Here is a 26,504-nt window from a genome sequence, read left to right as displayed (position 1 = left end):
TCAGTTCCCTCCCTGAAAGGCGCCAAGGGTCTGACGCGCAATGACAACCCGCTGCACATCCGACGCCCCTTCGTAAATTCGCAGGGCGCGGATATCGCGATAGAGCTCTTCGACCTTCTGACCGTGGCGCACACCGTCGCCGCCATGCAGCTGCACCGCCTTGTCGATGACCTGCTGCGCCTGATCGGTGGAAAACAGCTTGGCCATGGCAGCCTCTCGGGTCACACGGGCCGCGCCGGAATCCTTGGTCCAGGCGGCCCGGTAGACCAGCAGCGCCGCCGCATCCACATCCAGTGCCATGTCGGCGATATGCCCCTGCACCATCTGCAGATCGAACAGCGGTGCGCCCTGCACCTGTCGAGTGGTCACACGCGCCAAAGCCTCGTCCAGCGCACGGCGGGCAAAACCGAGCGCAGCGGCGGCCACGGTCGAGCGGAAGACATCCAGAACCGACATGGCGATACGGAACCCCTGCCCCGGCGCGCCGATCAGTGCGCTGGCGGGGATGCGGCAATCGGTAAACCGCAGCGTCGCAAGCGGGTGCGGCGCGATCACCTGCTGACGTTCCACCACGTCAAACCCCGGTAGGCCTGCAGGCACGACAAATGCCGAGAGACCTTTGGCGCCCGGCCCCTCTCCGGTGCGGGCAAACAGCGTGTAAACGTCCGCAATCCCACCGTTAGAGATCCAGGTCTTTTCTCCATTTAGAACATAGTCATCACCATCAAGGATCGCAGTCATGGTGGAATTTGCCACATCCGAACCTGATTGCGGTTCTGTCAGGGCAAATGCGGAAATCGCCTGCCCCGATCGCGTAAGCGGCAGCCAATCGGCCTGCTGCGCAGCACTCCCGAAAAGGGAAATCGCCCCGGTTCCAAGGCCTTGCATGGCAAAGGCAAAGTCCGCCAACCCATCGTGGCGCGCCAGGGTCTCGCGGATCAGGCAGAGGCTGCGCACATCAAGCATCTCGCCCTCTGTGGCGCCAGAATACTGCGCCCAGCCGCCCTGTCCCAGCGCCGCAACCAGCGCACGGCAGGCTGCATCGGTGTCGGAATGATCGATCGCGCCAAGGCTCTCGCTCGCCCAGGCGTCCAGATCCGCCGCCAGTTGCCGGTGGCGGTCCTCGAAGAAGGGCCAGTTCAGAAATGTCCGGTCGGCCATGGTTGCACTCCCTGTTGGCTGTCTTTTGCAGCTCTTTCGTCATGAAAACGCCCGCCAGGTGACCTTGGCGGGCGTCCGTGTCTCAGTCTCCTTCGAAGACCGGTTTTTCCTTGTTTACAAAGGCATGGTAGGCGCGTTCAAAGTCGGCGGTCTGCATGCAGATCGCCTGGGCCTGGGCCTCGGCCTCGATCGCCTGCTCGATCGACATCGACCATTCCTGCGCCAGCATGGTCTTGGTCATCATATGGCCAAAGTTCGGCCCCGCCGCGATGCGCGTGGCCCAGGAATGCGCCTCTGCCTCCAGATCATCGGCCGGAACCAGTTTGTTGTGAAATCCCCAGGCGGCCCCTTCTTCGGCGCTCATGGCGCGGCCCGTGTAGAGCAGCTCAGCCGCACGGCCCTGCCCGATGATCCGGGGCAGGATGGCGCAGGCTCCCATGTCGCAGCCCGCGAGGCCAACGCGCGTGAACAGGAAGGCCGTCTTCGCCTCTGGCGTTGCGATCCTGAGGTCCGAAGCCATGGCGATGATGGCCCCCGCGCCCACGCAGATCCCGTCGATGGCGGCAATCACCGGCTTGCCGCAATTCACGATGGCCTTGACCAGATCCCCCGTCATACGGGTAAAGGCCAGTAGCTCCTTCATGTTCATCTTGGTTAATGGGCCAATAATATCATGCACATCACCGCCAGAGCTGAAGTTGCCGCCGTTGGAGGCAAAGATCACTGCCTTGATGTCATCATCATAGTGAAGCGCCCTGAACCAGTCGCGCAGTTCGGCGTAACTGTCAAAGGTCAGCGGGTTCTTGCGCTCGGGACGATCCAGCGAGACGGTCGCGATCCCGTCCGCGACGCTGCACAGGAAATGTTTGGTATCTGTCGAAATCATCAGCTCTTTTCCTTGTTTTCCAAACGGCGCGCGACAGCGTCCAGCGCCTCGGCCATGGCTTGCGCGGCCTCGGGGGGCACATCGGCAAACATCTGGTCGATCCATCCCTCATGCGCCGCGGCCTGACGGGCGAATTCGTCCCGACCCTGAGGCGTCATGCGAACCAGGCTGGCACGACGGTCCCCCGGCACGGGTTCGCGCTGCACGTGGCCGTCCTCGACCAGCCGCTCGATGATGCCGGTGACATTGCCATTCGACACTTTCAGCACGCCCGAAAGCTGGCTCATCTTGAGTCCATCCTCGTGCTGCACGAGGGCCGCCATCACATCAAAGCGGGGCAGCGTGGTTGCAAAATCCCGGCGCAGGTTTTCGCGGATTTCGCTTTCCACGGCACGGGTTGCTTTCAGCACCCGCAGCCACAGCCGCAATCTGTCTTTCGAAGTCTCAGGCACCTTTCAGATCTCTCCTCCGGATATGGGCAGGGCCGAACCGTTCACCGATCCTGCCCCCTCGCTGGCCAGCCACAGCGCCGCCTCGGCCACCTCAGTGGGCTGGATGAACCGCCCCTGTGGATTGCCCGCGCGCAGGGATTTTGCCGCCTGTTCAGCCGTCATGCCGGTCTTGGCCACAATATTGTCCAGCGATCTTTGCAGGAGCGGCGTTTCAATGAAACCCGGACAGATCGCATTCACCGTAATTCCGGTGCGGGCCAGCTCCACGGCCAGCGCGCGGGTAAGGCCCAGAACCCCATGTTTTGCGGCGCAATAGCCTGACACATAAGGATATCCCTTGAGACCCGCTGTCGAGGCGATGGCGATCATACGCCCCCATCCGGCCTGTTTCATTCCGGGCAGGCAAGCCTGCCACAGGTTGAAGACCCCCGCCAGATTGACCGAGAGAGCATCATTGAAATCCGCGGCCGTCATGCGGTCAAAAGGTTTCGAAGGCGCCGCGCCCGCATTGGCAACGGCAATGGCAACAGGGCCGTGTTTTGCCGTGGCGGCTGCGATTGCCGCCTCCACCGCCGCATGGTCCGTGACATCAGAGGCCAGCGGCAAGGCAGAGGTTTCTGCGGCCACGTGCTCCAACGGCTCCATCCGGCGCCCCAGGATGGTGACGCGCGCGCCCTCGGCGGCAAAGCGGCTGGCAAGCTCAGCGCCAACGCCGGAGCCTCCGCCGCTGATGACCACATGTTTGCCCGCAACGCTCATGCCCGGATCACCTCGGCGTCACGATCCGCAAGGCGCCAAGCCTGATCGCGACCGGCCTCATAGGGCAGCGGCCAGTGGCCCAGACGGTCTCCGATTTTCGTCGCCTCATGAAGCGTCCAATACGGATCGGCAAGATGCGGACGCCCCACGCAGATCAGATCGGCGCGACCGGCCATCAGGATGGAATTGGCGTGATCTGCCTCGTAGATGTTGCCAACGGCCATCGTGGAAATGCCCGCCTCGTTGCGGATCCGGTCCGAAAACGGCGTCTGGAACATGCGACCATAGACCGGCTTTGCATCGATCGAGGTCTGCCCGGCAGAAACATCGATAATGTCAGCCCCGGCATCGGAAAACGCCTTTGCGATCTGGACGGCCTCTTCCGGGGTGACGCCCTCGTCTCCGACCCAATCATTTGCGGAAATGCGCACCGACATCGGCTTGTGAGCAGGCCAGACCGCGCGCATCGCCGCAAAGACTTCAAGCGGATAGCGCATCCGGTTTTCGAGCGAACCGCCATATTCGTCCTGACGGATGTTCGATTTTGGCGAGATGAAGGACGAAATCAGATAGCCATGCGCTGCATGAAGCTCAATCATGTCAAAACCGGCGCGATCAGCCATTTCGGCTGCGGCGACGAACTCTGTCTTGACCGTCTCCATCTCGGCGCGGGTGATTTCGCGCGGCGCTGCGTTGTTTGGCGACCATGGCAAAGCCGAGGCAGAAACCAGATCCCAATTCCCTTCGGGCAGTGGGGCGTCCATTTCCTCCCAACCTACCTGGGTCGAGCCTTTGCGGCCCGAATGGCCGATCTGGCAGCAGATCCTGGCATCGGTTTCGCCATGCACGAAATCCGTGAGACGCTTCCACGCGGCCTCGTGCTCTGGCGCATAAAGGCCGGGGCAGCCCGGCGTGATCCGCCCCTCAGCGCTGACGCAGGTCATCTCGGTATAAACCAGCCCCGCCCCGCCCTTGGCGCGTTCGCCATAGTGGATCAAATGCCAGTCCGTGGGGCAGCCCTCCACCGCCTTGTACTGCGCCATCGGGGACACCACGATACGGTTGGCCAGGGTCATATCGCGCAAGGTGTAGGGCGCAAACATCGGCGCACGCACCGGAGAATCGGCAGGGACACCTGCCCGCTCCTGGAACCACTTTTCTGCCGACTTCAGCCACGCCGCATCGCGCAGGCGCAGGTTTTCATGGGAAATGCGCTGTGATCGTGTCAGCAGGGAATAGTTGAACTGGACCGGATCCATATCGAGATAGCGCTCAACCTCTTCAAACCATTCCAGGGAGTTGCGCGCCGCAGACTGCAGGCGCAGCACGTCAAGTCGTCGCTCTTCCTGATACCGCTCAAAGGCCCGCTCCATCGAGGATTCGGTGGTCAGCAACTCCGCCAGTGCGATGGCGCTGTCAAAGGCCAGCCGAGAGCCGGAGCCGATGGAAAAATGCGCCGTCGCTGAAGCATCGCCCAACAGGACGACGTTTTCGTGATACCATTTTTCGCAGAGAACACGCGGGAAGTTGATCCAGACCGCCGAACCGCGCAGGTGGTCCGCGTTGGACATCAATTCATGCCCCCCCAGATGATCGGCAAAGATCTCTTCGCAGGTGCGAATGATCTCATCCTTGGACATGCCCTCAAAGCCCCAGTTTTCCCAGGTTTCGGCCGAGCATTCGACGATCACGGTCGCAGTATCTGCATCGAACTGATAGGCATGGATCCAGACCCAGCCGTGTTTGGTCTTTTCAAAGACAAAGGTGAAGGCGTCATCGAATTTCTGATGCGTTCCGAGCCAGATGAACTTGCAGGGCCGCACATCGATGTTGGGCTTGAAGTGTTCGGCGAACTCGGTGCGAACACGGGAATTCAACCCATCGCAGGCAACGACGAGGTCGTAGTCTTTCTGATAGTCAGCCGCTGGACCCACTTCGGTTTCAAACCGCAGATCGACCCCCAAGGCGCGGGCGCGGTCCTGCAGGATCAAGAGCATCTTCTTTCGCCCGATCCCGGCAAAACCGTGCCCCCCGGAAACCGTGCGCTCGCCTTTGTGCACGACGGCGATATCGTCCCAATAGGCAAAGTTCCGACGGATTTCCGCGGCGCTTTCGGGATCGTTTTCGGCCAGGTTTTCAAGAGCATCATCCGAAAGCACCACCCCCCAGCCGAAGGTATCATCTGCCTTGTTGCGCTCAAAAACAGTGACCTGCGCCTCTGGCTGGCGCAGCTTCATCGAGATCGCAAAATAGAGCCCCGCAGGCCCCCCTCCCAAACAGGCAACTTTCATGATCCGCACCTCCGCAACAGTTTGCTGTTTGGGATCAGGATAAGCGAGACGACAATCACTTCAAGCTTAAAGTTTCATGCTTGAAATTTATTACCTGCCAACCGATAACTTTTTGGAAACCATTTCACTGTATGCTAAGTCTGGGCATGATACATATGGAGGTGTCCGCGCCTCTTCAAACTTCCAATTTTCCCCTTATTTTCAGAGTACCTGACCACAAAGCTAATGTGGAAAACCTGTGGACAGTTCCTGAACAACTTTTGGGGGCCTGAGGTTTTCGCTTGAATACCCTCTGATGAGACAGGGCATGCAAACGTCCCGCACTGCGGCCTCCCCCCTCGCGTCCGCACCTCTCAGGTCAGGCGTACGTATAACCCCGCAGAATACAGTGGATAACTGTAAGGATAACTTGTGGAAATATTTGGCGCGCCCACCAAAATGCCCGATACAGTAAAGAAAGTGGGGTTTTTGGAAAATTTTAAGTCAATTTTTTATCGAAATATTGATATCAGCGAAACTCCCGAGACTGCCTGCCTTCCCTCATTTGTCGGCAAGTTGCTTGCGCATGACCAGGCGCACACCCTCGCGGCGCAGAAAGGCACCGCTCTACCGTCAAACTCAGCGTTGATAATTCGGCAACGGGGCGCTGATTTAGGTTGAAGGTCACGTCTCCCCCCAGGAGGGTCAGCGTGCAAAAGTCCAGGGCGGGATGCTCAAACCAGCCCCAATCCATTGCAAGAAGGATCAGGTATCTCGCAGATACCGCATGACCGCTGGTCTGACGGATTGGTCGCCGCGATGGCGGGAGTCCGCTATGATCTTTCGAAGATCCGATAAGTCCACACGCATTAACAGGGACTTAACCGGCCCAATTGAAGCGGGTCGCATAGACAGGGTGCGGATACCCATCGCGGCCAGACAGACAGCCTCAACCGGGCGGCCGGCATCTTCACCGCAGAAGCTGAGCGGCGTACCAGAGCGACCGCATCGCTCCACAATCTGTTCGATGAACGTAAGAAAACTGACGTTCAGAGAGTCATAACGTTTGCGGACGCGCTCATTCTCACGGTCGGCCGCAAAGAAGAACTGTTTCAGGTCATTGCCACCGATCGAAAGAAAATCGACTTCTTCAAAGAACTTATGCGGCGCAAAGGCCAGAGATGGGGTTTCCAGCATCGCGCCGACCTCCAACCTCTCCGGCAGCGGATGCCCCAGGATACGCTCACGTTCGAGGGTCTTGTCCACCTCGTTGCGCGCAGCGCGATACTCTTCAAACTGCGCCACAAACGGGAACATGATCGTCAAAGGCCGCCCATTTGCCGCCCGGATCAGGGCCTGCAGCTGCATTCGCATGATTCCCGGCTTGTCCAGCCCGACCCGAATGGCCCGCCAACCCAGTGCCGGATTCGGCTCATCCGTGGGCTTCATGTAGGGCAGAACCTTGTCCGACCCGATATCCAGCGTGCGAAACACCACCGGCTTGCCACGGGCGGCGTCCAGAACCCTCTGATACAGCGCCACAAGCTCGGACCGTTTCGGCATCTGGTTTCGTACCAGAAACTGCAACTCGGTCCGGAAAAGGCCAACGCCCTCGGCGCCCGACCCCTCCAGAGAGGGAAGATCCGCCATCAACCCTGCGTTCATCACCAGCTTCACCTGCGAGCCGTCACGGGTAATCGCCGGCTTATCCCGGATCGAGGCATAGCGTTCCTGCGCGTCGGCCTGCATTGCGATCTTGTCTCGAAAGGCGCTGACAACCGTTTCGTCCGGCCGCAAATGCACGATCCCCTGATCGCCATCCACCATGATATGATCACCATTGAGCGCCTCTGTGGTGATCCGTTTGGCGTTGACCACCAAGGGAATAGCCAGCGCGCGCGCGACGATGGCCGCATGGGAGCCGACGGAGCCTTCTTCCAGCACGATCCCGCGCAGGGAGCGGCCATATTCCAGGAGCTCCCCAGGCCCGATGTTGCGCGCAATCAGGATCGGGTTTTCGGGCAGTTCAGCCCCTGTTTCGGCCCCCTGCCCGGTCAATATCCGCAAAAGCCTGTTGGAGAGGTCGTCCAGGTCGCTCAGGCGTTCGCGCAGGTAGGCGTCCTGCACCTGAGACATACGCGTACGCGCCTGGGACTGTTCCTTTTCGACCGCGGCCTCCGCGCTCAGACCGCGGGAAATGTCTTCTTCCATGCGCCGCATCCAGCCTTTGGAATTGGCAAACATACGATAGGTTTCAAGAACCTGCAGCTGATCCTTGTCTCCATTCTCCGAGATCTTCAGCATCTTGTCGACGCCCACGCGCAGCTCTTCCACCGCCTCGGTCAGGCGCTGCAGCTCCCGGTGCGGATCCTCCGCAATGGGGTTCGTAACCACGACACGGGGTTCATGCAGCCAGACGTGTCCCTCTGCCGCCCCTTCCTGAGCGGAGGTCGCGTGCAGCAGAACGGGTTGCTGGTGCAATGGAGACAGGGCCGCCCCCTCGCCGACAAAAGCGCCCAGCTCAGCCATTTCTGCGATGACCATCGCCACCACTTCCAGCGCATAGACTGCATCGGAAGAAAACTCCCGCGCTTCCTTTGACTGAACCACCAGAACGCCCATCATCTCGCCCAGGCGCTGGATCGGAATACCAAGGAAAGAGGAATACCGCTCTTCACCAGTTTCCGGCATATAGCGGAATCCCTTGGCGTTTGGCGCGTCGGGCGTGTTCACGACCTTGCCGGTTTTCGCAACGCGCCCGACCAGACCTTCGCCGATGCGCATCCGGGTCTGGTGCACCGATTCGACGTTCAGACCCTCTGTCGCGCAGAGTTCGAGTGTCTCGTCATCACGGAACAGGTAAACCGAGCAGACCTCGGTTCCCATGCTGTCTGCAATCAGGTGGGTAATCTTGTCCAGACGGGCCTGGCCGGGCGCATCCCCGGCCATCGCCTCGCGCAGGCGGCCAAGCAGCCTGCGGCTTTCTGATTCAGTACTGTCGACCATGGGCCCTGTTCACGTGGTTATTGTGCCAGGCAGCCCGAGTGCGATCAGGCTGCTTTATCCAGTTCAAAGGCATCATGCAGTGCTTGCACGGCAAGTTCCATGTATTTCCGATCGATAAGAACGGAAATCTTTATCTCGGAGGTTGTGATCACCTTGATGTTGATCCCCTCATCCGAGAGAACCTTGAACATCTTGGCCGCAACGCCTGACTGGGACCGCATGCCGATACCCACAACCGAGACCTTGGCAACGTCTTTGTCGGCAACCAGTTCGGCAAAGTTCAGCTCACCTTTGTCCTTGATCGCTTTCAGGGCCTGTTCGGCGCGGGCGACCTGGTCAATCGGGCAGGAGAAGGTCATGTCCGTGCGTCCCTCTTCCGAGATATCCTGCACGATCATGTCCACATTGACGCCAGCATCGGACAGGGTCGAAAAGATGGTCGCCGCAATACCCGGTCGGTCTGCCACGGATTGAACGGTCAGTTTGGCTTCGTCGCGGGAATAGGCCACACCGGCCACTACATTGGATTCCATGATGTCCTCCTCAGCACAGACCAGCGTGCCGGCATTGTCATTTTGCTCTTCAAAACTCGATAGTACCCGCAGGCGCACCCGATAGCGCATCGCCAGCTCGACCGAGCGGGTCTGCAGAACCTTCGCCCCGAGGGACGCAAGCTCCAGCATTTCTTCAAAGGCGATCTTGTCCAGTTTGCGCGCCTTGCCGCAGATGCGCGGGTCGGTGGTGTAGACCCCGTCCACATCGGTGTAGATGTCGCAGCGCTCGGCGTCAAAGGCCGCAGCAAAGGCTACCGCCGTCGTATCAGATCCGCCGCGCCCCAAGGTGGTGATACGGCCCTCGGGGCTGATGCCTTGGAAACCGGCCACAACCGCGACCTTCATGCCTTCGGCGAACTTGGCGTTGATATTGTCGGTCGGGATCTCTTCGATCCGCGCCTGGCTGTGGGCACTGGTGGTCTTGAGCGGCACCTGCCAGCCCTGCCAGCTGCGCGCGGGCACGTCCATTTCCTGCAAGGTCAGCGCCATCAGGCCCGCCGTCACGTTCTCCCCTGACGAGACAACCGCGTCGTATTCGCGGGCGTCAAACAGCGGTGAGGTTTCATTGACCCAGCCGACCAGTTCGTTGGTCTTGCCGGACATGGCCGAAACGATGACGATCACGTCATAGCCCTTGGCCACTTCGACGCCAACGCGTTTGGCAGCCCGGCGGATCCGGTCCAGGTTGGCGACAGAGGTGCCGCCGAATTTCATTACTAGTACGGGCATGGGGCAGTCGTCTCCGTGCGCTCGCAGATTCCGATCACCGCCTCATAGGGGAGCGGCCCCTTCAGGGCAAGACCGTGCATTGTAGCGATACAAGGGCCAAACCGTCGCATGTTGCCACAGGCGCACGATTGTGCGGCCGAGGGCGGCCCTCGTTCAGTTTCGCCAGAACCGGATCGTGAGGATCGCATAGACCGCCAGCAGCTCAAGCCGCCCAATCAACATGGCACCGCTCAGGATCCATTTGGCCGGATCATTCAGCGTCGAGAAATTGCCCGCCGGCCCTATGATATCGCCAAGGCCCGGCCCCACGTTTGCCACCGCTGTCGCCGCGCCGGAGAGCGCGGTGATGAAATCAAGCCCGGTCAGGGCCAGCGCCCAGGCCACGATCCCAAGGGTCACCACGAAGAACATGAAGAAGGAAATCACCGAGCTGAGCACATCCGGGCCGACAGGGCGCCCCTCAAAGCGCGGAATGAAGATCCCATTCGGGGAGCGGATACGCTGAATCTGGACCCGGATCGAAGCAAAGAGGATCTGGTAGCGAAAGATCTTGACCGAACAGGCCGTCGATCCCGCGCAGCCTCCGATCAGGCCAATGAAGAAAAAGACCATGATCAGGAAGCTGCCCCACTCCATGTAATCCACGCTTGCATAGCCTGTGCCTGAAATGATCGAGGTGATGTTGAACAGTGCTTCGCGGAAGGCTTGTTCGGGGTGGTGCGGAAAGACGTAGACCAGAACGCTGGCGGTGATGACGATCAAAACCAGGATCGTTCCAAGGAAGGCACGGATCTGGCTGTCCATCAGGATGGGGCTCCCCTGCCCGTTGATTAGCTGCACGTATCGCACAAAGGGCAGCGCCGCCAGGATCATGAAGACTGAGGCGGCATATTCCGGCGGGCCTGAAAAGGTGCCAAACGAGGCATCGTAGTTGGAAAACCCCCCGGTGGACATGGTCGTCAGCGCATGAACCAATGCGTCGAACCAGCCCATCCCGAGGACCATGTAAACGGTCATGCAGAATAGGGTCAGCGCCAGATAGATCAGCGAGATCTGCTTTGCGATCGCCTGAGCACGAGGCAAAATTTTCCCCATGGTGTCAAAGGCTTCAGACCGAAAGATCTGCATGCCCCCGACCCGCAGTTCTGGCAGGAAAACCATGGCGACCACAATGATCCCGATGCCGCCCAGCCATTGCAGAATGCCACGCCACAGCAATATGCCGCGCGGCAGATCATCGAGGCCTGAGATCACGGTGGATCCGGTCGTCGTGAGCCCTGACATGGCCTCGAAAAAGGCATCGGTGAAACTCAGCTCGGTGGCGCCAAGTATCAGAGGAATGGCACCAAAAAGAGGCAAAGCCGCCCAGACCAACGTGGTCAAAAGGAAGGTCTGACGGATGCTCAGCCCTTGTTGAACCGCATTTCCACAGCTCAGCGCCAAAAGCCCGCCGGAAAGGACGCAGATCAGGCCACTTTCCAGAAACACCGGCCACTGGCCCTCGCCGTCATAAAGGTCGATCAGGAACGGAAAAACCATCGTGGCGCCAAGGATGGCAACCAACAGACCGATGACATATGCGACGGGACGGAGATCCAACATGGCGCGAAGCGTTGGCGTCCTGCGCCCAGACTGTCAAGTCAAACCGGGGATCGCAGGACCGTGCACTGGCCTAGGGCTTTCCCTCGTTGTCCTTCGCAGCCAGCGGCTCGGGCAGGCTTGGCGGTTTTGACGGGGCACGTTTGGCTTTGACCGGGGTCTCCTTGGCAGCCGCAGTCCGGGCCGGGCTAGAAGCCCCCGTGCCAGTGGATGCGCTGGTCGCGCTGGTGGTTGATCCTGAGCGGGACGTGGTTGGTTTCGCCGCGGGGTCTGACCGGCGCGCGGCGGGTTTGGGCGCAGGTGCTGCCGTATCCGGCGTTTCCGGTTTCGAGACGGTTTGGGTTGGCGGCGTCGCGGCTTTGGCGGGAGTTGTCTGTCGGACTGCAGCCTGACGAACCGACGTCTTTCTGACAGATGTTTTGGCCGCCGACGGCTTCCGCGGTGCCGTCTTGCGCGCCTTTTGTACAGGCTTGCGTTTTGCGGCCGCCTTTGGCGCTGTTTCTTTCGTGTTGTCTTCTGGTTTCGCCGCGACAGGCGCGGACACGGTGGCAGCCTTGGTCGTGATCGACGCCCGCTCTTGGCCTGCCACAACAGGTCTTCCGCTGCTTACAATGGCCTGTACCAGACGCATCTGCTCATAAGGTGCCTGCGCGGCCAGTGCAGACATCGCGCGCCAGTACTTCATCTGCATCCCGGCCGCCTGGCCAACCCATTGCGCAAAGGGTGCAGGCTGGTTTTGAAGGATAGACAAAAACATCATCGGGAACTCCTTACTTGAAAGAGATCCGGCACCACCTGTCCGGCATGCACAAGTGTATTCCGCAGCCAAATGGGATCCGGACGTAAGGTGAGCCTAACATGGAAAAGCTGCATTGCAGCAAGAAAATGCGGCAATGCAGCACAAAATGGAAAGGGTTCTATGAAACGTGATCCGGCAGGTCTGCCACCATGATCACATCGGCCACGCTTGATTTCAGCCCCGGTGGATCAGGGTCGCAAAAAGCTGAGGGTCCAGGCTGGTCTGCGCAAAGAGAGACCCTTGGGTCAAAACGCTGACCGCGTCATGGCTGTGCAGGCTTTCCTGATGGCTCGCCACCACCCGGAAATCACCGATGCGTGGATCGCTTTGCAGCGCCTCGCAGAACAGACGCGCCGCATCCTCGACAAAGATCGGGTTGGCTGCGTTCAGCTCGGCAAAGGCCTGTTCATCCTCGCGCTTGACCATGACTTGCGTTTCCGTCGGCACGGCGCGGCGACAATGGTCGATGAGGTCCTCGAACCACAGGCAGGGCGCATCTGGCTCCAGCTGCACCGAAATTCGCGCAACGGACCGCTGGGAGTGCGGCGTTGCCAGCTGCCCGCGCGACTGGCGCGCGTGCTCAGACAGCTCGAGCGAACAGGGGCATGTGGAGGAGTAGACATAGTCGAGATGCACGATCTTGTTGCGCACCCCGCCCCGGTCAACCAGTTCCAGCGCGATATCGTAATACTGATAGCCCGACAGACCCGAGCGCAGACTGCCCACCTTCACCGGGAAGGAGAACCGCATCTGGATGCGCGCATCCATGCTGTCGAGGTCGCTCAGGTAATCCTCAAGCGCGGCCTCGATCACCTCGAAGCTGAATGTCTTTTCCGCGTGTTTGTAAAAGGACCGCATGATCCGGGACATGTTGATGCCCTTCTTGTCGGCCTCAAGGCTGACGGTGCCGGTCACACTGGTTTCAAGGGTCAGATCGCCGTTGTCACGGGTGTGAAAGCGAATCGGCAGGCGGAAATTCGAGATCCCCACATGCTGGATCTGCTCGTTCGCCCCGCGGATAAGGCTGGAGGGGCCGTTCTGCAGATCGGGCAGCGTCGCACGGTAGCTCTCGTCCGACAGGAAATCCCCAGGATAGATGCGAGACAGGTCCGGGTAGTTCTGCACCGCGCGCTCTGGAAGAAGCCGCGCCACCGCAGGGTCAAGCTGGGCAATCTCAGTCTCGGTCACGGTCTTGGCCCAATGGCGCAGCGTTTCGAGCGCGGCCTCTGCCTCGGTCCGATCGGGTGCCTCTTCCATGTTGCGCGAGTGGATATTCATGGAATCAATTCCTCCGCTGCTGTTGCACTCGGTTGTGCAACAAGATCCAAGTTAAAGCGTTACGCGCGAAAAGACAAAACGGATCAAACAAATGCGGCAGGTTCAGGACAGAAACTGCCACCCGCCTCAGGATCTGCAGCCTCGGCCCAGTTCAAATGGGCCGAGGGAATGGGCGTTCAGACCTCTGCGGCCTCAAGAGCGCGGCTCAGATCCGAAATCAGATCCTCGGGATCTTCCAAGCCAACCGAGAACCTCACAAGGCCCGGCGTAATGCCAAGCGCCGCCTTTTGCGCATCCGGCAGCCGTTGGTGCGTGGTGGTCGCCGGATGGGTCGCGATGGATTTTGCGTCGCCGAGGTTGTTCGAGATGACCGGGATCGTCAGCGCATTGAGAAAGGCAAAGGCTGCCTCCTTACCGCCCTTGAGGTCCAGCGACAGGACCGTGCCGCCTTTGCCGCCGAGCTGCCGCTGCACCAATGCGTTCTGGGGATGATCCGCAAGGCCGGGATAAATCATGCGCGCCAGCGCCGGATGGCCGTTCAGCGCCTCGGCGATGCGCAGCGCACTGTCGACCTGGGCATTGACCCGCAGCGAAATCGTCTCCAGCCCTTTCAGAAGCGTCCAGGCATTGAACGGGCTCAGCGATCCGCCGGTGTGTTTCATGTAAGGCTCGACCGTACCGCGGATGAACTCCTTGGTGCCGAGGATCACGCCGCCGAGCACCCTGCCCTGACCATCGATGTGTTTGGTCGCGGAGTAGACGACGACATCGGCGCCCTGGGCGATGGCGTTCGAAAAAACCGGTGTGGAAAAGACATTGTCAACGATCACGGTGGCGCCGACCGCATGGGCGATCTCGGCCACGGCGGCGACGTCGATCACCTCCAGCGTCGGGTTGGACATGCTTTCAAAGAAGACCGCCTTGGTATCGGGCCGCACGGCTGCACGCCATTGGTCCAGATCCGTGCCATCAACGAACGTCACCTCGACTCCGAAACGGGCAAGGATGTTTTCCAGGATATAAAGGCAGGATCCGAACAAGGCCCGCGCCGAAACAACATGATCCCCGGCTTTCAGAACCGAAGTCAGCGCGCCATTGACCGCCGCCATCCCCGAAGCGGTGGCAAAGGCATCCTCGGCCCCTTCCAGGGCGGCAATCCGTTCTTCGAACATGGCAACAGTAGGGTTGCCGTAGCGGGCATAGATGAATTCATCCGGGCCGGTTTCCAGGAACCGCGCTTCGGCCTGTTCAGCGGTGTCATAGACAAAGCCTTGCGTGAGGAAGATCGCCTCGCTCACCTCGCCCCACTGGCTGCGCTTGGTCCCGCCGTGCACCAGTTGCGTGCGGCTGCTCCAGTCCTTGTCCTTTTTGTCGCTCATCTCGTTCACTCCTGCGCCGCAGCGCACAAAAAAACCCCGTTCGGCCAAGCGAAAGGGGTTCCTTCACATCCTGACCTCTTTAGCGGTGAGTTTTACGTGGCCCGCAATCCGGTAACAAATCGCCCACGCGGCAAGACTAAGTCCGCCGAATCTTGTCCGTTCTCTTAGCGCCCGGAATGCAGGTTTTGCAACAAAAGACATGGCCTGACAGCGGAATTTTGGGCAAAATGCAGAAGGCTTGCCTTGCCTTCCGCATCGAAGGCGTCCGTGAAACCTTCTCACAGGGTTGTGCAGTGGCGGCCGCATAGCATGCCTTGTTCTCGGGTCATGCCATGTGATCAACTCGCCCTGACACAGCCCCGGAGGATAACCGTGCAGGACCCAATCGATCTTTACTACTGGCCCACGCCAAATGGCTGGAAGGTCTCCATCGCCCTTGAGGAAATGGGCCTGCCCTATAGCAGCACCCTGATCAACATCTCAAAGGGTGACCAGTTCGCGCCAGAGTTCCTAAAGATCGCCCCCAACAACCGCATGCCCGCGATCATCGATCCGGAGGGGCCAGACGGTGCAGCCATCTCGATCTTCGAAAGCGGCGCGATCCTGCAGTATCTCGCGCGCAAGACAGGGCAATTCTACGGGCGAAACGCGCGCGACCGCGTCACGGTGGATCAATGGCTGATGTGGCAAATGGGCGGCGTAGGTCCGATGGCGGGGCAGGCGCATCATTTCCTGAAATACGCGCCTGAGGATCTGCCCTATGCCAAGGATCGCTACCGGTCCGAGGTTGCCCGCCTGTACGGGGTTCTGGATCGCCAGCTGGCCGAGAACGAATATGTGACCGGTGCAGAATATACGATTGCGGATATGGCGATCTGGCCCTGGGCATCCCTGTGGGAAGGCCAGGAGCAGACGTTGGACGACAAGCCAAACCTGGCCCGATGGCTGGACACGCTGTGGGAACGCCCCGGTGTCATCGCTGGTCGGAGCCTTCATGCGGACCTGCGAGGAGACCGCTCCGACAGCAAGGCACAGGAGATTATCTTCGGGCAGAATGGCTAGTGTGACCGCAGCGCGCGTTGCGCGCTGCCAGGCCCAAGGCTGTTTGTGGCTCATCCTTGATGAGCCGCACAGGCGCGGGAGCCCCCACCCCGTCCGTTGAGTTATGCCTCCGGCTCTTCGTCCTCTTCGATCCCGTATTTCTGCAAAACCCCACCTTGTGTCATGAAGAACAGGAACATCGCCACCGGCAGGCCGAAGGTCTTGAAATAGACCCATGTGTCGGTGGACAGGAACCGCCAGATCACCTCGTTTGCGACCGCAAGCCCGAGGAAAAAGCCACAGATCCTCCGGGTCAGGATCATCCAGCCTTCCTCTTCCATCGGCATGACCTCTTCCATCACCACCTTGAGCCAGCTCTGCCCGCGCATCAGACCCACCGCCAGAAGGCCGCCAAACAAGAGGTAGATCATCGTCGGTTTCATCTTGAAGAACCGCTCGTCGTTGAACCAGACCGAAAGCCCCCCGAACAGCACCACCAGGACCAAAGTTGCCAGCTGCATTTTCGACAAATGCCCCGTGAGGCGCCACAGGGCGGCGGTCGACAGCATCATCAAAGGCACAAAAGCCGCCGTCACCAGAATGAAACCCGCATAGTCCTGCCCGCCGATCAGGAAGGTTTCGTCCTTGAGTTTCAGATAGCCTATGAAAAAGAGGATGATCGGGCCGAACTCCAGGCCCATCTTCAACATCGGGTTGATCTTCTTGCCAGCCATTGGCGCTCCTGTTGCTTCTTCGTCGCGGCCGTTCAGCCGCCCATCTCCACGATCACCGCGCCCAGCGCGATCAGGGCCATCAACGCGATCCGGCGCGGCCCCACGGTTTCCTTCAACACCAGCCAGCCAATGAGCGCCGCGAAAACAGTCGAGGTCTCCCGCAGCACCGCCGCCTCTCCCACCTTATCAAGCCGCGTCGCCAGCATGACCGCGCCGAATGAGGCAAAGGCCACCAGACCTCCAAAGACGCCCTTGACCATCAGCGGACCCAAGGCCGGTCGATCTGCCATTCTGCGCCAGCGCAGGTACGCCACCGGCGGCATGGCGATCCCGTCGATCATGAAGAACCAGGCCAGAAAAGTGAAAGGGTCTGCCGTCGCGCGAATGCCATAGGCGTCATATGTGGTGTAAAGCGCCACGAACAACCCCGTCACCACCGCAAGGCCCAGCGCCACCATCAAGGTGTCGCGATTTGTCTCGAGGTAACGGTAGTTGTAAGCCGCAAGGCCAAATATCCCCATCAAGAGAACCCCAACGCCTAGCCATTGCACCGCAGTGAAGGTTTCCGAGAACAGATAATACGCGCCGATCACGGTGAACAGCGGTCCCGTGCCCCGAACCACCGGGTAGACCACGGTATAGCTGCCCTTGGTGTAGGCCAGCGCCTGCAGCATCTTGTAGGCCACGTGGATCACCCAGACCACGGCAAAGATCGGCCACATATACGGCTCGGGCCAGGGCACCACGAACAGCGCGAAAGGCGCTGCCATCAGCCCGTAGGAGGCATCAATCGCCCCGCGCGACAGCCAGGGATCATGGCGCCCCTTCTGGAGCGCGCCAAAGACCGCGTGCAAAAAGGCCGCCATCAGGGCCAGCGCCAGCGCCATCTGGTGGCCTGCTTCAGTGCCTTCCAGCGAGATCAGCCACTCGCTCACCCCCTGGCCTCCGGCTGCGCAGTGGCTTGGCTGCGGATCAAGACCGGTCCAACCCGGTCAAGGCCGCCGCAAATTCTTCGGGGTCAAAGGGTGCCAGATCGTCGATCTGCTCCCCTACGCCGATCGCATGGATTGGCAGGCCGAACTTGTCCGCCAGCGCCACCAGAACGCCCCCCTTGGCGGTGCCGTCCAGCTTGGTCATCACGAGGCCCGAAACATCCGCCAGCTTCTGGAAGGTCTCGACCTGGCTCAGCGCATTCTGGCCCGTCGTGGCATCCAGCACCAAAAGCGTGTTGTGCGGCGCGCTTTCGTCCTTCTTGCGGATGACGCGAACGATCTTGGCCAGCTCCTCCATCAGGTCGGCCCGGTTCTGCAGCCGCCCGGCGGTATCGATCAGCAACAGATCGGCGCCCTCCGCCTCGGCCTTTGTCATGGCATCAAAGGCCAAGCTGGCCGGGTCCGATCCTTCGGGCGCGGTCAGCACGTGCACGCCGGCGCGATCACCCCAGACCTGCAGCTGCTCGACCGCCGCCGCGCGGAAAGTATCGCCAGCCGCGATGACAACGTTCTTTCCGGCGGCCTTGAACTGGCTTGCGAGCTTGCCGATGGTCGTGGTCTTGCCAGATCCGTTGACGCCCACCACCAGCACCACCTGCGGGCGCTTGGCATAGATTGGCAGCGGTTTGGCGACCGGTTCCATCACGCGGGCAATTTCCGCCGACAACAATTCCTTGATCTCCTGCGTGGACAAACGCTTGCCAAACCGCCCCTCGGCCATGTTGGCCGTCACACGCAGGGCCGTATCCACGCCCATATCCGATGCAATCAGCAGCTCTTCGAGCTGCTCGAGCATGTCATCGTCCAGAACCCTGCGCGGGGCATCCGTACCGGCGCGCCCCATGAGACGCCCCAGGAGCCCCGGCCCCTTGGCCTTTTTTTCCGCCGCAGCAGGTGCGGGCGCGGCGGTCGGGGTCACTTTTTTGGAAACCTCGGCGACAGGTTGTTCAGCGTCGACCGGCTCCGGCGTCGGCTCGGGGTGGCGCAGGTCCTCGGCGGGAGCCGGAGCCTTTTCCCCTTCCGCGACAATCGCATCCAGACCGTCCTCCAGTTTCGAAGAGGACTTGAACAGCCGGTCCTTGAGCTTTGAGAAAAACGCCATCGGTGTCTCCGCGAGTATGTCTGCCTCTCACCTAATGCGGATTGACGCCGGTTGCAAAGCGGATGAAGGCCACCCGATCACCAAAAGGCAAAGAAAAACCCGATCTGTGCGCCCCAGTAGAGCGGCCAGACCGCATAGGGCGCGATCCGGCGCAGCGCGTGCCCGTCTGGCAGGACAAAGGTTTCAAAGGCCAGCACCACATCTGATGCGATAAAGGCCATCGCGGCGGGCAGCGCCCAGGCCACCGCCCCCTGCGCCGGAAGCGTTGCCGCCGCGACACCCATCGACAGGATGATCGGGATATAGGCCAAAACAGCCCCCTTGAGCGCACCCGCACGGGGCGCAAGAACACGCACCATGATGAGGCCCAGAAGCGCAAGCCCCAGCACCACGGCCAGCCCCGGCATCTGGGCCAGCTGCGCAAAATCGCCCCCCGGTGCGGTCAGGAACAGGGCCACATAAGCCAGGTGTCCGGCTGCAAAGGCGCCGACACCGGCCATGAAAGCCCCTTCCCCCTCCCGCGACAGGCAATAGTCGCCCACTGCGCAAAGCAGCAGACCGCACCCCAGCAACACCGGAGCATCGGACAGAAAGGCCAGACCTGCCAGCAAGGCCACCGATGCGGTCTTGAGCGTCGAGCGCAACGCTCCTTCAGGCTGCGCGGTGAAAAGCAGATAGGCAAAGGCGCAGCCTGCCGCCACCAACAGTATCGATGTCTCCAACGCTCTATCCTCCCCTTCGACCCTGAGCGCACACATCCTTGCCCAAGGGCGCGTCCTCGGTCAAAGGTGACCAAGGGAAACCCGGTGCCTGCCCAAAGGCGCCAGAGCCCCTTTTTGAGGGACAGGAATGGAGACCGCCCTTGGCCTTGTTTGCGATCGCCAGCCTGACCCCCACCGTGCTGATCGGTCTTGGATGCCTTTGGGGCGGAGTGTGGATCTGGCTGGCGCTGGCCTCGATCACGGCCGCGGTCTTGCTGCTTGACCGTCTGGGTCGCAAAACGCAGCAGGAAACAGCCCCTTTTGGCGCGGATCTGTTGCAGATCACACTCGCCTTTGCCCATTTCGCCCTTCTGCTGCCTGTCGCCACGACCGCCGGACGCCTGGGATGGGGCGCCGCCATCCCGCTGATCCTGGCGCAGGGGCTGTTCATGGGGCAGATCTCGCACCCCAATGCGCATGAGTTGATCCACCGCCCAAACCGTCTGCTGCGCCGCCTTGGCGTACTGGTCTACTCTTCGATGCTGATCGGGCATCACGCTTCGGCCCACCTCAAGGTGCATCATGTGCATGTGGGCACCGCAAGGGATCCCAATTCGGCACGGCGCGGGGAAAGCTTTTACCGGTTTTTGATGCGGGCCTGGATCGGATCCTTCCGCGCGGGGCTTGCGGCTGAGACCAGCGCACGTGCACGCAAGTCGAAGCCTGCACCTGTGCTCGGCCATCCTTACGTGACATACGTGGCCGTCGCGGCCTTCATGCTGTTTTTAACGGTCATGGCTGCAGGCCTGAGTGGCCTCGTGTCTTTCACCCTTGTAGCCGCGCATGCGCAGATACAGATCTTTCTGGCCGACTACGTGCAACACTACGGCTTGCGGCGTCCCCTCAGGCCTGACGGTCGCCCTGTTCCGGTTGGTCCAGAGCAGTCCTGGAATGCGCCGCATTGGTATTCTTCGGCGATGATGCTGAACGCGCCGCGCCATTCCGATCACCACGTCAATCCAGGCCGCCATTTCCCGGAGTTGCGCCTCACGCCGCAGATGCCCACCCTGCCTCATTCCCTGCCGGTGATGGGGGCGATCGCGCTGATCCCTCCCCTTTGGAAACGCATCATGAACAGAGAGCTGAGCAAACTGGCACGCAACGGACCAGAGGGGTTGGCCTGACGCCCTCCGATCTGGCACAGTTGCCTCATGCGTTGGTTCTGGACGATTCCCTTTTGTACGGCGCTGATGGCTCCGGCTGTCGGCGCAGCTGCCGAGCCTTTGGATGCGGAAGCATTTGATCGCTACACCCGCGGTAAGACGCTGTTTTACGGTTTTGATGGCACAGCATATGGGGTCGAACGCTACCTGCCCGGTCGCCGGGTCATCTGGTCATTTCTCGATGGGCGCTGCCAGGAGGGCCACTGGTATCAACAGGCGGACCAGATCTGCTTTCTTTATGAAGATCGCAACGACCCGCAGTGCTGGCGCTTTTCGATGACACCGAACGGGCTGAGCGCGCGTTTCCAGAACGATCCCGAAGCCACCGAGCTTTATGAGGCGGACGACATCGGCGAAGAGATGATCTGCCAGGGCCCGAACGTGGGGGTCTGACCCCAGGGGGACCCCCGCCTGATCAAAACAGCGAACCTTGTCCGCCTTCATCGGGTTTGACCTTTGGCTTGGGCTGCTTCTTGCTGGTGCTGGCTGCAGTTGCACCTGCCGCAGGCGCCGCTTCCGTCGACAGATCCAGCGTGCCATCGCTGAACTCGATCTGCAGGGGGCCCGCCTGTTTCGCCGCAGCGCGCGTGGTCACAATAGCCTCGCCCGAGCGTACCACCGCATAGCCGCGCGCCAGGGTCGCCTTGTAGCTGAGAATCTCAAGCTGTCGCCCGGCTGACGACAAAAGCTGACGCTGACGCTCCAGCCGTTGGCGCTGAACGATCTCGAGCCGCTGACCAAGCTGGGAGATGCGCTCGTGTCGGCGCTGCATTTCCTGCCGGATCGGCCGCAGGGACAGGCGTGACGAGAGGTTGCTGAGGCCGTTGGCTCGCCCAGCAAGCAAGCCACGCAAGGTAGCCGGACGCAGGGCCGCCGAGGCCTCGCTCAACTGCACCCGGCGGCGCTGCACCACCGAGGTCAACGCGCGTGGCAGTGCGTCGCTCGCCTGATCCAGCCGTTGACGAGGCGTTTCCAGCAAGGTCTCGGGCCGCGGCAAAGCGCGGGACAGATCGCTCAGGCGCTGGCGCCGCTGCTGCACCGCCTGCCCGGCCGCCCGGGCCAGACGCGCGCCCTGGTTTTCGCTCCAGGCCAGAAGATCGAGCCGCACCGGCACGGCAAGCTCCGCCGCCGCCGTGGGCGTTGGCGCGCGCCGGTCAGAGACGAAATCGATCAGAGTGGTGTCCGTTTCATGCCCGACAGCGGAAATCAGCGGGATCTCGGAGGCTGCCGCCGCCCGCGCGACGATCTCCTCGTTGAAGCCCCAGAGATCCTCGATCGAACCGCCGCCGCGTGCCACGATGATCAGATCCGGACGTGGCAGCGCTCCGCCCGGTGTCAACAGGTTGAAACCTTCGATGGCGCGGGCCACTTCGGGGGCGCAATTGCTGCCCTGAACCGCAACCGGCCAGACCAGCACCTTGCGCGGAAATCGATCCCGCAACCGGTGCAGGATATCGCGGATCACCGCACCAGAGGGCGAGGTCACAACCCCAATGATCCCAGGCAGATAAGGCAGCGGTTTCTTGCGCTCGGGCGCGAACAGTCCTTCGGCCTCAAGCTGTTTCTTGCGCTTTTCCAGAAGCGCCATCAGCGCACCCTGCCCAGCAACGGCGACCTCTTCGACGTTCATGTTGTACTTGGATTGCGCGCCAAAGGCCGTCAGACGACCCGTGACAACCACCTCGAGCCCTTCTTCCGGCACCACCGAAAGACCCGCGACCTGCCCCTTCCAGGTGGTGCAGGCCAGAACGCTTCGGTCATCCTTGACGTCATAATAAAGATGCCCGGATCTTGCCTTGAACACGCGCCCGACTTCGCCGCGCACCCGAATCCGGCCAAAGGTACTTTCAAGCGTGCGCTTCACCTCGCCCGAAATCTCGGAGACGGTGAATTCCGGCGCATTCTGGCCTGGGGCGGGATCGTCAATCAGATCGGACATCGGCTGCTCTTTGTCGTCTTCGCTCGAATGGGCAGGTGACGCCCAGCCTGCGACCAAGCGGTTCTTGTTTTACAGGCCCGCGCAGCATAGAAGGCGCGACAAGCAAGGCAAGCCCTCGACGCACGGGCAAGGGCGCGGGCGCGGACAGATCGGAGACAGTGCGATGAATATCCTTATCCTTGGCAGCGGCGGGCGCGAACATGCACTGGCCTGGGCAGTGATGCAGAACCCCAAATGCGACAAGCTGATCGTGGCCCCCGGCAATGCGGGCATTGCGCAGATTGCCGATTGCGCCAGCCTCGATATCGAACAGGGCGGCGCCGTGGTGACCTTTGCAGAGGAAAACGCCATCGATTTCGTCATCATTGGCCCCGAGGCCCCGCTGGCGACAGGCGTTGCAGACCGCCTGCGCGAGGCGGGTATTCTGGTGTTCGGCCCCTCGCAGGCGGCGGCCGAGCTGGAAGCCTCCAAAAGCTTCACCAAGGAAATCTGTGATGCGGCCAAGGCGCCCACAGCCGCCTATGGCCATTTCACCGATGCCGAAGCCGCAAAGGCCTATGTGCGCCAGCAAGGCGCGCCCATCGTGGTCAAGGCCGACGGTCTGGCGGCGGGCAAGGGCGTCATCGTCGCCATGGACGAGCAAACCGCGCTTGACGCCATCGACGACATGTTCGGCGGCAGTTTTGGCGGCGCCGGCGCCGAGGTGGTGATCGAGGAATTCATGGAGGGCGAGGAAGCGTCGCTGTTTGTGCTCGTTGATGGCGAAGACGTTCTACCCATCGGCACCGCGCAGGATCATAAACGCGTCGGCGAAGGCGACACCGGCCTCAACACCGGCGGCATGGGCGCCTATTCCCCGGCCCCGGTGCTGTCGGCCGAGATCGAGACCCGCGCCATGGAAGAGATTATCAAGCCAACCATGGCCGAAATGGCCCGGCGGGGTGCGCCCTATCAGGGCGTTCTTTATGCGGGCCTCATGATCAAGGACGGTCAGCCGCGTCTGGTTGAATACAACGTGCGCTTTGGCGATCCCGAATGCCAGGTTCTGATGATGCGGCTTGGCGCGCAGGCGCTGGACCTGATGCATGCCGCCGCCGAAGGTCGGCTGGCGGAGGCCCAGGTGAACTGGGGAGATGATCACGCCATCACGGTCGTGATGGCCGCAAAGGGCTACCCCGGCTCCTACCAGAAAGGGACCGAGATCGCGGGCCTCGACGTCCTGCCCGAGGACAGCAGCAACATGGTCTTTCATGCGGGCACCAAATCCGAAGGCGGCAAGATCCTGGCCAATGGCGGCCGCGTCCTGAACGTCACGGCCCGTGGAAGCAGCCTCACTGAAGCTCATGCACGCGCCTATGCCATGGTCGACCAGATCGACTGGAAAGATGGCTTCTTCCGCCGCGACATCGGCTGGCGCGCCCTGAAATGATCTTGGGGCGCCACAAGCGGCGGGGGGCAATAGCCGGGCTACAAACGGCTTCAGAGGTATTTGCAGATCTGCTGCGGTAAGCTAGTAAAGTTTGCCAAGCCCCGGAGGCAGAATGGACAAATACCCGGATCCCGCCACGCTTGATCAGCTTTATGCCGATCGTGATCTGGCTCAACTTGCGTTTGAGTTCTCGCCGGTTGGCATCGTGGTGACCGAGAACCGCGTGCTGCGCGAATGCAATCAGCGCTTTTGCCAGATGTTCGGTTATCCCCGCGAAGAGATGCTGGACCGGCTTTTTGCCTTCCTCTACCCGTCAGATGAGGAATTCCACAACCTGCGCAACCGCGGCGACACCAGCCTCGGCCAGGGCAACCCTTACTGGGACGAACGGGTGATGAAACGCAAATCCGGGGAATTGTTCTGGGTGCGCGTGCGTGGCCATACCTTTACCCCGGACGAGCCTTTGGGCCGCGCTGTCTGGAGCTTTGCAGATCTGTCGGGCGTACGCCCCTATCAGCCACTGACTCGACGTGAGCGGGAGGTCTATTCCCTTTTGCGCGAAGGCAAGACCAGCAAGGAAATCGCCCGGATCCTGGATCTGAGCTATCGCACGGTCGAGGTGCACCGGGCGCGCCTGTTGAAGAAGGTCGGCGCCAACAACACGGCCAGCCTGTTCTCCTCACTGGGAGATATCGGCGGCGATCATGTCGTGCGCAGCAACAGCCCATGACCCCGGAGCGTCTGACTGCAGAGGACCCGCGCCTTCCTGAGGTTCTTGCCCTCATTCAGCGCAGTTTTGCCTATATGGAGGGGCGTATTGATCCACCCTCGTCCATGCGGGACCTGACGGTCGAGAAGATGTCGGAGCAATGCGAAAGCGGAGAAATCTGGATCCTTGGCCCGCCCGTTGCCGCCTGTGTTTTCCTGACACCGAAAGAGAATTGCCTCTACCTTGGCAAACTGGCGGTAGATGGCAAACACCGCGGCGCAGGGCTGGCGCGTGTCTTGGCAGAGCATGCGTTGCAGCGTGCACGGGATCTGCAGCTTCCCGCCGTAGAATTGCATACGCGGGTAGAGCTGACCGAGAACCACGCCACGTTTTCCCGTCTGGGCTTTGTGCAGAACGGCACAACCACGCATGCCGGATACAATCGCCCCACCTCACTGGTGTTTCGCCGTCCCGTCTAGGTTCAGGCGTCACTATCCCGCCCGCCGAGCCGCATTCAGGGAATGCGACCGGCCGTTGGGCCCGGCGCCGCGCAGGGCGCGGCGCGGCAGCCCCCTGACTGGAGCGGGGCAATTCAGGAGCAGTTCAAAGCCTTTGCAACCGCCTCCGGCCCTGAAAATGGCCCGATGTCTCTGGCCTCGACAGCTGTCTGCGCAAGACGGGACGCCACAACGCGAGACCAGGTCGCATCTACCGTGATGATCTCGGGGCCCTCGCCGCAGTCGCGCATACCTGAGGTGATGAAGTCTTCGCCGATCCGATGATTGGTCAATCCCGGCAGGCTTGCGATCTCGGCCAACTCGTCGCCTTCAAAGCGCCAGATGCGCAGTGTCTTGGCCAGATGCGGACGGTCGATATAGGCAAGTTCCACCTTCCCGTCCCCATCCAGATCCGCAGCCCCGATCGGAGCCAGCCAGCGGTTTCTTTGCCCGATATGCGGCGTTTCGGCGATCTTTCCGCCCACGCCATAAAGTGCCAGCGCCGCGCCCCGGGCCATATCCGTTTCGACCACCATGACGGCATTCGCGCGGCCATCCAGTGTCAGATCCACCAGACGGGGCTGAAGGTCTTCGAAGACATGATCCTGCGGCAGCTGGATCTCAAGGGACATTGCAGTGCCATTGTGCCCCGCAAAGGTCAGGGTCAGTCCACCCCACTCCAGCCCATCCCCAAGCACGGCGTGGGCATAGCGCGCAGTCGGCCCCGTAAACTCGGCCGAAAGAATGGTATCCGCACTACTCGGAGACCAATGACCGATGTCGGTCTCGCCCATTTGGGCAGAAACAGGCCCGCCGAGCACCATAGCGCCACCGAAGAGCCAAGTGCGCAGCGCTTGCCTCGCGCCGCGCGCAGAACGGGGCCAGAAGCGATCCGGCTGACGCCGCGCCATCTGCCCCCGAAAGGCCATCAGATCTGTTTTTCAGGCATCTGGACAATCAGGCCGTCCAGCGCGTCCGTCACCTTCAGCTGGCAGGTCAAACGCGAGCGGGCCGGATCGGGCTCGAAGGCGAAATCCAGCATGTCCTCTTCCATGTCATCCTTTGCAGGCAGCTTTTCCACCCAATCGGGGTGAATATAGACATGACAGGTCGAGCAGGCACAGGCACCGCCGCAATCTGCCTCGATGCCCGGAATATTGTTGTCCCGCGCGCCTTCCATCACGGTCAGCCCGTTGGCCACCTCGACAACATGCTCGGTGCCATTGTGTTCGACATAGGTAATCTTTGCCATGCTTACGTCTTCC

The 26,504-nt window shown here is 61.1% G+C and carries 25 protein-coding genes and 1 riboswitch; of the genes, 8 read left to right on the top strand and 17 right to left on the bottom strand.

The genetic code is table 11. The features are described 5' to 3' along the window. The 5 genes from AADA15_RS04030 to AADA15_RS04010 all read right to left on the bottom strand — a co-directional run bounded on the left by AADA15_RS04030 (position 1) and on the right by AADA15_RS04010 (position 5,549). Complete coding sequence (locus AADA15_RS04030; protein WP_341640264.1) at positions 1–1,161, bottom strand: acyl-CoA dehydrogenase family protein; 1,161 nt, start codon at positions 1,159–1,161, stop codon at positions 1–3. 82 nt (positions 1,162–1,243) lie between these two features. Continuing rightward, complete coding sequence (locus AADA15_RS04025) at positions 1,244–2,047, bottom strand: enoyl-CoA hydratase family protein (RefSeq protein ID WP_341640263.1); 804 nt, start codon at positions 2,045–2,047, stop codon at positions 1,244–1,246. Further along, positions 2,047–2,499: a MarR family winged helix-turn-helix transcriptional regulator gene (locus tag AADA15_RS04020; protein ID WP_341640262.1), complete on the bottom strand. Its 453-nt coding sequence runs from the start codon at positions 2,497–2,499 to the stop codon at positions 2,047–2,049. Before AADA15_RS04020 ends, AADA15_RS04025 begins: the two co-directional genes overlap by 1 nt. Before the next feature lie 3 nt (positions 2,500–2,502). Continuing rightward, entirely contained in the window at positions 2,503–3,258 is a 756-nt protein-coding gene (locus AADA15_RS04015; RefSeq protein WP_341640261.1) for an SDR family NAD(P)-dependent oxidoreductase, read from the bottom strand. Further along, a complete protein-coding gene (locus AADA15_RS04010) occupies positions 3,255–5,549 on the bottom strand; it encodes a bifunctional salicylyl-CoA 5-hydroxylase/oxidoreductase (RefSeq protein ID WP_341640260.1) in 2,295 nt (764 codons plus the stop codon). Before AADA15_RS04010 ends, AADA15_RS04015 begins: the two co-directional genes overlap by 4 nt. 411 nt (positions 5,550–5,960) lie before the next feature. Between AADA15_RS04010 and AADA15_RS04005 the strand changes: the two genes are divergently transcribed. Then, positions 5,961–6,209 carry a hypothetical protein gene (locus AADA15_RS04005; protein ID WP_341640259.1) on the top strand — a complete coding sequence of 83 codons (249 nt, stop codon included), beginning with the start codon at positions 5,961–5,963 and terminating at the stop codon, positions 6,207–6,209. An 84-nt stretch (positions 6,210–6,293) separates the two neighbouring features. Here the strand turns inward: AADA15_RS04005 and ptsP are convergent, their stop codons facing one another. The 3 genes from ptsP to AADA15_RS03990 form a co-directional block, all read right to left on the bottom strand. Continuing rightward, positions 6,294–8,534: a phosphoenolpyruvate--protein phosphotransferase gene (gene ptsP / locus AADA15_RS04000; RefSeq protein WP_341640258.1), complete on the bottom strand. Its 2,241-nt coding sequence runs from the start codon at positions 8,532–8,534 to the stop codon at positions 6,294–6,296. Positions 8,535–8,578: 44 nt separating this feature from the next. Beyond that, a complete protein-coding gene (locus tag AADA15_RS03995) occupies positions 8,579–9,817 on the bottom strand; it encodes an aspartate kinase (protein ID WP_341640257.1) in 1,239 nt (412 codons plus the stop codon). Positions 9,818–9,970: 153 nt separating this feature from the next. Continuing rightward, the gene (locus AADA15_RS03990) at positions 9,971–11,419 is read right to left on the bottom strand and encodes a TrkH family potassium uptake protein (protein WP_341640256.1); all 1,449 of its coding nucleotides are present in this window, start codon (positions 11,417–11,419) and stop codon (positions 9,971–9,973) included. An 86-nt stretch (positions 11,420–11,505) separates the two neighbouring features. Here AADA15_RS03990 and AADA15_RS03985 point away from each other — a divergent pair, with 86 nt between their 5' ends. After that, entirely contained in the window at positions 11,506–11,808 is a 303-nt protein-coding gene (locus tag AADA15_RS03985) for a hypothetical protein (protein ID WP_341640255.1), read from the top strand. Positions 11,809–12,389: 581 nt separating this feature from the next. Here the strand turns inward: AADA15_RS03985 and folE2 are convergent. Together folE2 and metZ are read right to left on the bottom strand one after the other, a co-directional pair. Then, positions 12,390–13,493 carry a GTP cyclohydrolase FolE2 gene (gene folE2, locus AADA15_RS03980; RefSeq protein WP_341640254.1) on the bottom strand — a complete coding sequence of 368 codons (1,104 nt, stop codon included), beginning with the start codon at positions 13,491–13,493 and terminating at the stop codon, positions 12,390–12,392. A gap of 176 nt (positions 13,494–13,669) precedes the next feature. Continuing rightward, positions 13,670–14,872 (bottom strand): O-succinylhomoserine sulfhydrylase, encoded by a 1,203-nt coding sequence (metZ, locus tag AADA15_RS03975; RefSeq protein ID WP_341640253.1) that lies wholly within the window; start codon positions 14,870–14,872, stop codon positions 13,670–13,672. A gap of 58 nt (positions 14,873–14,930) precedes the next feature. Then, positions 14,931–15,009, bottom strand: a riboswitch (SAM riboswitch). A gap of 235 nt (positions 15,010–15,244) precedes the next feature. Here metZ and AADA15_RS03970 point away from each other — a divergent pair. Beyond that, positions 15,245–15,934: a glutathione S-transferase N-terminal domain-containing protein gene (locus tag AADA15_RS03970; RefSeq protein ID WP_341640252.1), complete on the top strand. Its 690-nt coding sequence runs from the start codon at positions 15,245–15,247 to the stop codon at positions 15,932–15,934. A 101-nt stretch (positions 15,935–16,035) separates the two neighbouring features. Here AADA15_RS03970 and AADA15_RS03965 read toward each other — a convergent pair whose 3' ends face one another. The 4 genes from AADA15_RS03965 to AADA15_RS03950 all read right to left on the bottom strand — a co-directional run bounded on the left by AADA15_RS03965 (position 16,036) and on the right by AADA15_RS03950 (position 19,463). Beyond that, entirely contained in the window at positions 16,036–16,647 is a 612-nt protein-coding gene (locus AADA15_RS03965; RefSeq protein WP_341640251.1) for an inner membrane-spanning protein YciB, read from the bottom strand. Between the two features lie 32 nt (positions 16,648–16,679). Next, positions 16,680–17,582, bottom strand: a complete 903-nt coding sequence (locus AADA15_RS03960) for an EamA family transporter (RefSeq protein WP_341640250.1) — start codon at positions 17,580–17,582, stop codon at positions 16,680–16,682. Between the two features lie 37 nt (positions 17,583–17,619). After that, on the bottom strand, positions 17,620–18,741 hold the full coding sequence (ftsY, locus tag AADA15_RS03955; protein WP_341640249.1) for a signal recognition particle-docking protein FtsY: 1,122 nt from the start codon (positions 18,739–18,741) through the stop codon (positions 17,620–17,622). Between the two features lie 77 nt (positions 18,742–18,818). Beyond that, positions 18,819–19,463, bottom strand: coding sequence for a lysoplasmalogenase family protein (locus AADA15_RS03950; protein ID WP_341640248.1), 645 nt, complete (start codon positions 19,461–19,463; stop codon positions 18,819–18,821). Between the two features lie 140 nt (positions 19,464–19,603). On the opposite strand from AADA15_RS03950, the gene AADA15_RS03945 reads away from it, so the two are divergent. Both AADA15_RS03945 and AADA15_RS03940 read left to right on the top strand, forming a co-directional pair. Continuing rightward, positions 19,604–20,626, top strand: a complete 1,023-nt coding sequence (locus AADA15_RS03945; protein WP_341640247.1) for an alkane 1-monooxygenase — start codon at positions 19,604–19,606, stop codon at positions 20,624–20,626. A gap of 27 nt (positions 20,627–20,653) precedes the next feature. Continuing rightward, positions 20,654–21,058 carry a hypothetical protein gene (locus tag AADA15_RS03940; RefSeq protein ID WP_437343167.1) on the top strand — a complete coding sequence of 135 codons (405 nt, stop codon included), beginning with the start codon at positions 20,654–20,656 and terminating at the stop codon, positions 21,056–21,058. Positions 21,059–21,080: 22 nt separating this feature from the next. Here the strand turns inward: AADA15_RS03940 and xseA are convergent, their stop codons facing one another. After that, positions 21,081–22,604, bottom strand: coding sequence for an exodeoxyribonuclease VII large subunit (xseA, locus tag AADA15_RS03935; protein ID WP_341640246.1), 1,524 nt, complete (start codon positions 22,602–22,604; stop codon positions 21,081–21,083). A 163-nt stretch (positions 22,605–22,767) separates the two neighbouring features. Here xseA and purD point away from each other — a divergent pair, with 163 nt between their 5' ends. The 3 genes from purD (at position 22,768) to AADA15_RS03920 (ending at position 25,221) form a co-directional block, all read left to right on the top strand. Beyond that, entirely contained in the window at positions 22,768–24,033 is a 1,266-nt protein-coding gene (gene purD / locus AADA15_RS03930) for a phosphoribosylamine--glycine ligase (protein ID WP_341640245.1), read from the top strand. A 112-nt stretch (positions 24,034–24,145) separates the two neighbouring features. Further along, positions 24,146–24,763, top strand: a complete 618-nt coding sequence (locus AADA15_RS03925; protein ID WP_341640244.1) for a LuxR C-terminal-related transcriptional regulator — start codon at positions 24,146–24,148, stop codon at positions 24,761–24,763. Continuing rightward, the gene (locus AADA15_RS03920; RefSeq protein ID WP_341640243.1) at positions 24,760–25,221 is read left to right on the top strand and encodes a GNAT family N-acetyltransferase; all 462 of its coding nucleotides are present in this window, start codon (positions 24,760–24,762) and stop codon (positions 25,219–25,221) included. The genes AADA15_RS03925 and AADA15_RS03920 overlap by 4 nt, the downstream gene beginning before the upstream one ends. Positions 25,222–25,334: 113 nt before the next feature. Here the strand turns inward: AADA15_RS03920 and AADA15_RS03915 are convergent, their stop codons facing one another. Then, positions 25,335–26,033, bottom strand: coding sequence for a VCBS repeat-containing protein (locus tag AADA15_RS03915; protein WP_341640242.1), 699 nt, complete (start codon positions 26,031–26,033; stop codon positions 25,335–25,337). Positions 26,034–26,167: 134 nt separating this feature from the next. Further along, complete coding sequence (locus AADA15_RS03910) at positions 26,168–26,491, bottom strand: 2Fe-2S iron-sulfur cluster-binding protein (protein ID WP_341640241.1); 324 nt, start codon at positions 26,489–26,491, stop codon at positions 26,168–26,170. Between the last annotated feature and the right edge of the window lie 13 nt (positions 26,492–26,504).

The sequence above is a fragment of the Phycobacter sedimenti genome, assembly GCF_038148855.1.
Lineage (GTDB): Bacteria > Pseudomonadota > Alphaproteobacteria > Rhodobacterales > Rhodobacteraceae > Phycobacter > Phycobacter sedimenti.
Note: the sequence above shows the minus strand (reverse complement) of the source record. Positions and strands in the feature narration are given on the sequence as shown.

Coding starts and splice junctions, on each gene's coding strand:
- AADA15_RS04030 (WP_341640264.1), bottom strand. CDS start 1,161: ATGGCCGACCGGACATTTCTGAACTGGCCCTTCTTCGAGGACCGCCAC.
- AADA15_RS04025 (WP_341640263.1), bottom strand. CDS start 2,047: ATGATTTCGACAGATACCAAACATTTCCTGTGCAGCGTCGCGGACGGG.
- AADA15_RS04015 (WP_341640261.1), bottom strand. CDS start 3,258: ATGAGCGTTGCGGGCAAACATGTGGTCATCAGCGGCGGAGGCTCCGGC.
- AADA15_RS04010 (WP_341640260.1), bottom strand. CDS start 5,549: ATGAAAGTTGCCTGTTTGGGAGGGGGGCCTGCGGGGCTCTATTTTGCG.
- ptsP (WP_341640258.1), bottom strand. CDS start 8,534: ATGGTCGACAGTACTGAATCAGAAAGCCGCAGGCTGCTTGGCCGCCTG.
- AADA15_RS03995 (WP_341640257.1), bottom strand. CDS start 9,817: ATGCCCGTACTAGTAATGAAATTCGGCGGCACCTCTGTCGCCAACCTG.
- AADA15_RS03990 (WP_341640256.1), bottom strand. CDS start 11,419: ATGTTGGATCTCCGTCCCGTCGCATATGTCATCGGTCTGTTGGTTGCC.
- folE2 (WP_341640254.1), bottom strand. CDS start 13,493: ATGAATATCCACTCGCGCAACATGGAAGAGGCACCCGATCGGACCGAG.
- metZ (WP_341640253.1), bottom strand. CDS start 14,872: ATGAGCGACAAAAAGGACAAGGACTGGAGCAGCCGCACGCAACTGGTG.
- AADA15_RS03965 (WP_341640251.1), bottom strand. CDS start 16,647: ATGGCTGGCAAGAAGATCAACCCGATGTTGAAGATGGGCCTGGAGTTC.
- ftsY (WP_341640249.1), bottom strand. CDS start 18,741: ATGGCGTTTTTCTCAAAGCTCAAGGACCGGCTGTTCAAGTCCTCTTCG.
- AADA15_RS03940 (WP_437343167.1), top strand. CDS start 20,654: ATGCGTTGGTTCTGGACGATTCCCTTTTGTACGGCGCTGATGGCTCCG.
- xseA (WP_341640246.1), bottom strand. CDS start 22,604: ATGTCCGATCTGATTGACGATCCCGCCCCAGGCCAGAATGCGCCGGAA.
- purD (WP_341640245.1), top strand. CDS start 22,768: ATGAATATCCTTATCCTTGGCAGCGGCGGGCGCGAACATGCACTGGCC.
- AADA15_RS03925 (WP_341640244.1), top strand. CDS start 24,146: ATGGACAAATACCCGGATCCCGCCACGCTTGATCAGCTTTATGCCGAT.
- AADA15_RS03920 (WP_341640243.1), top strand. CDS start 24,760: ATGACCCCGGAGCGTCTGACTGCAGAGGACCCGCGCCTTCCTGAGGTT.
- AADA15_RS03915 (WP_341640242.1), bottom strand. CDS start 26,033: ATGGGCGAGACCGACATCGGTCATTGGTCTCCGAGTAGTGCGGATACC.
- AADA15_RS03910 (WP_341640241.1), bottom strand. CDS start 26,491: ATGGCAAAGATTACCTATGTCGAACACAATGGCACCGAGCATGTTGTC.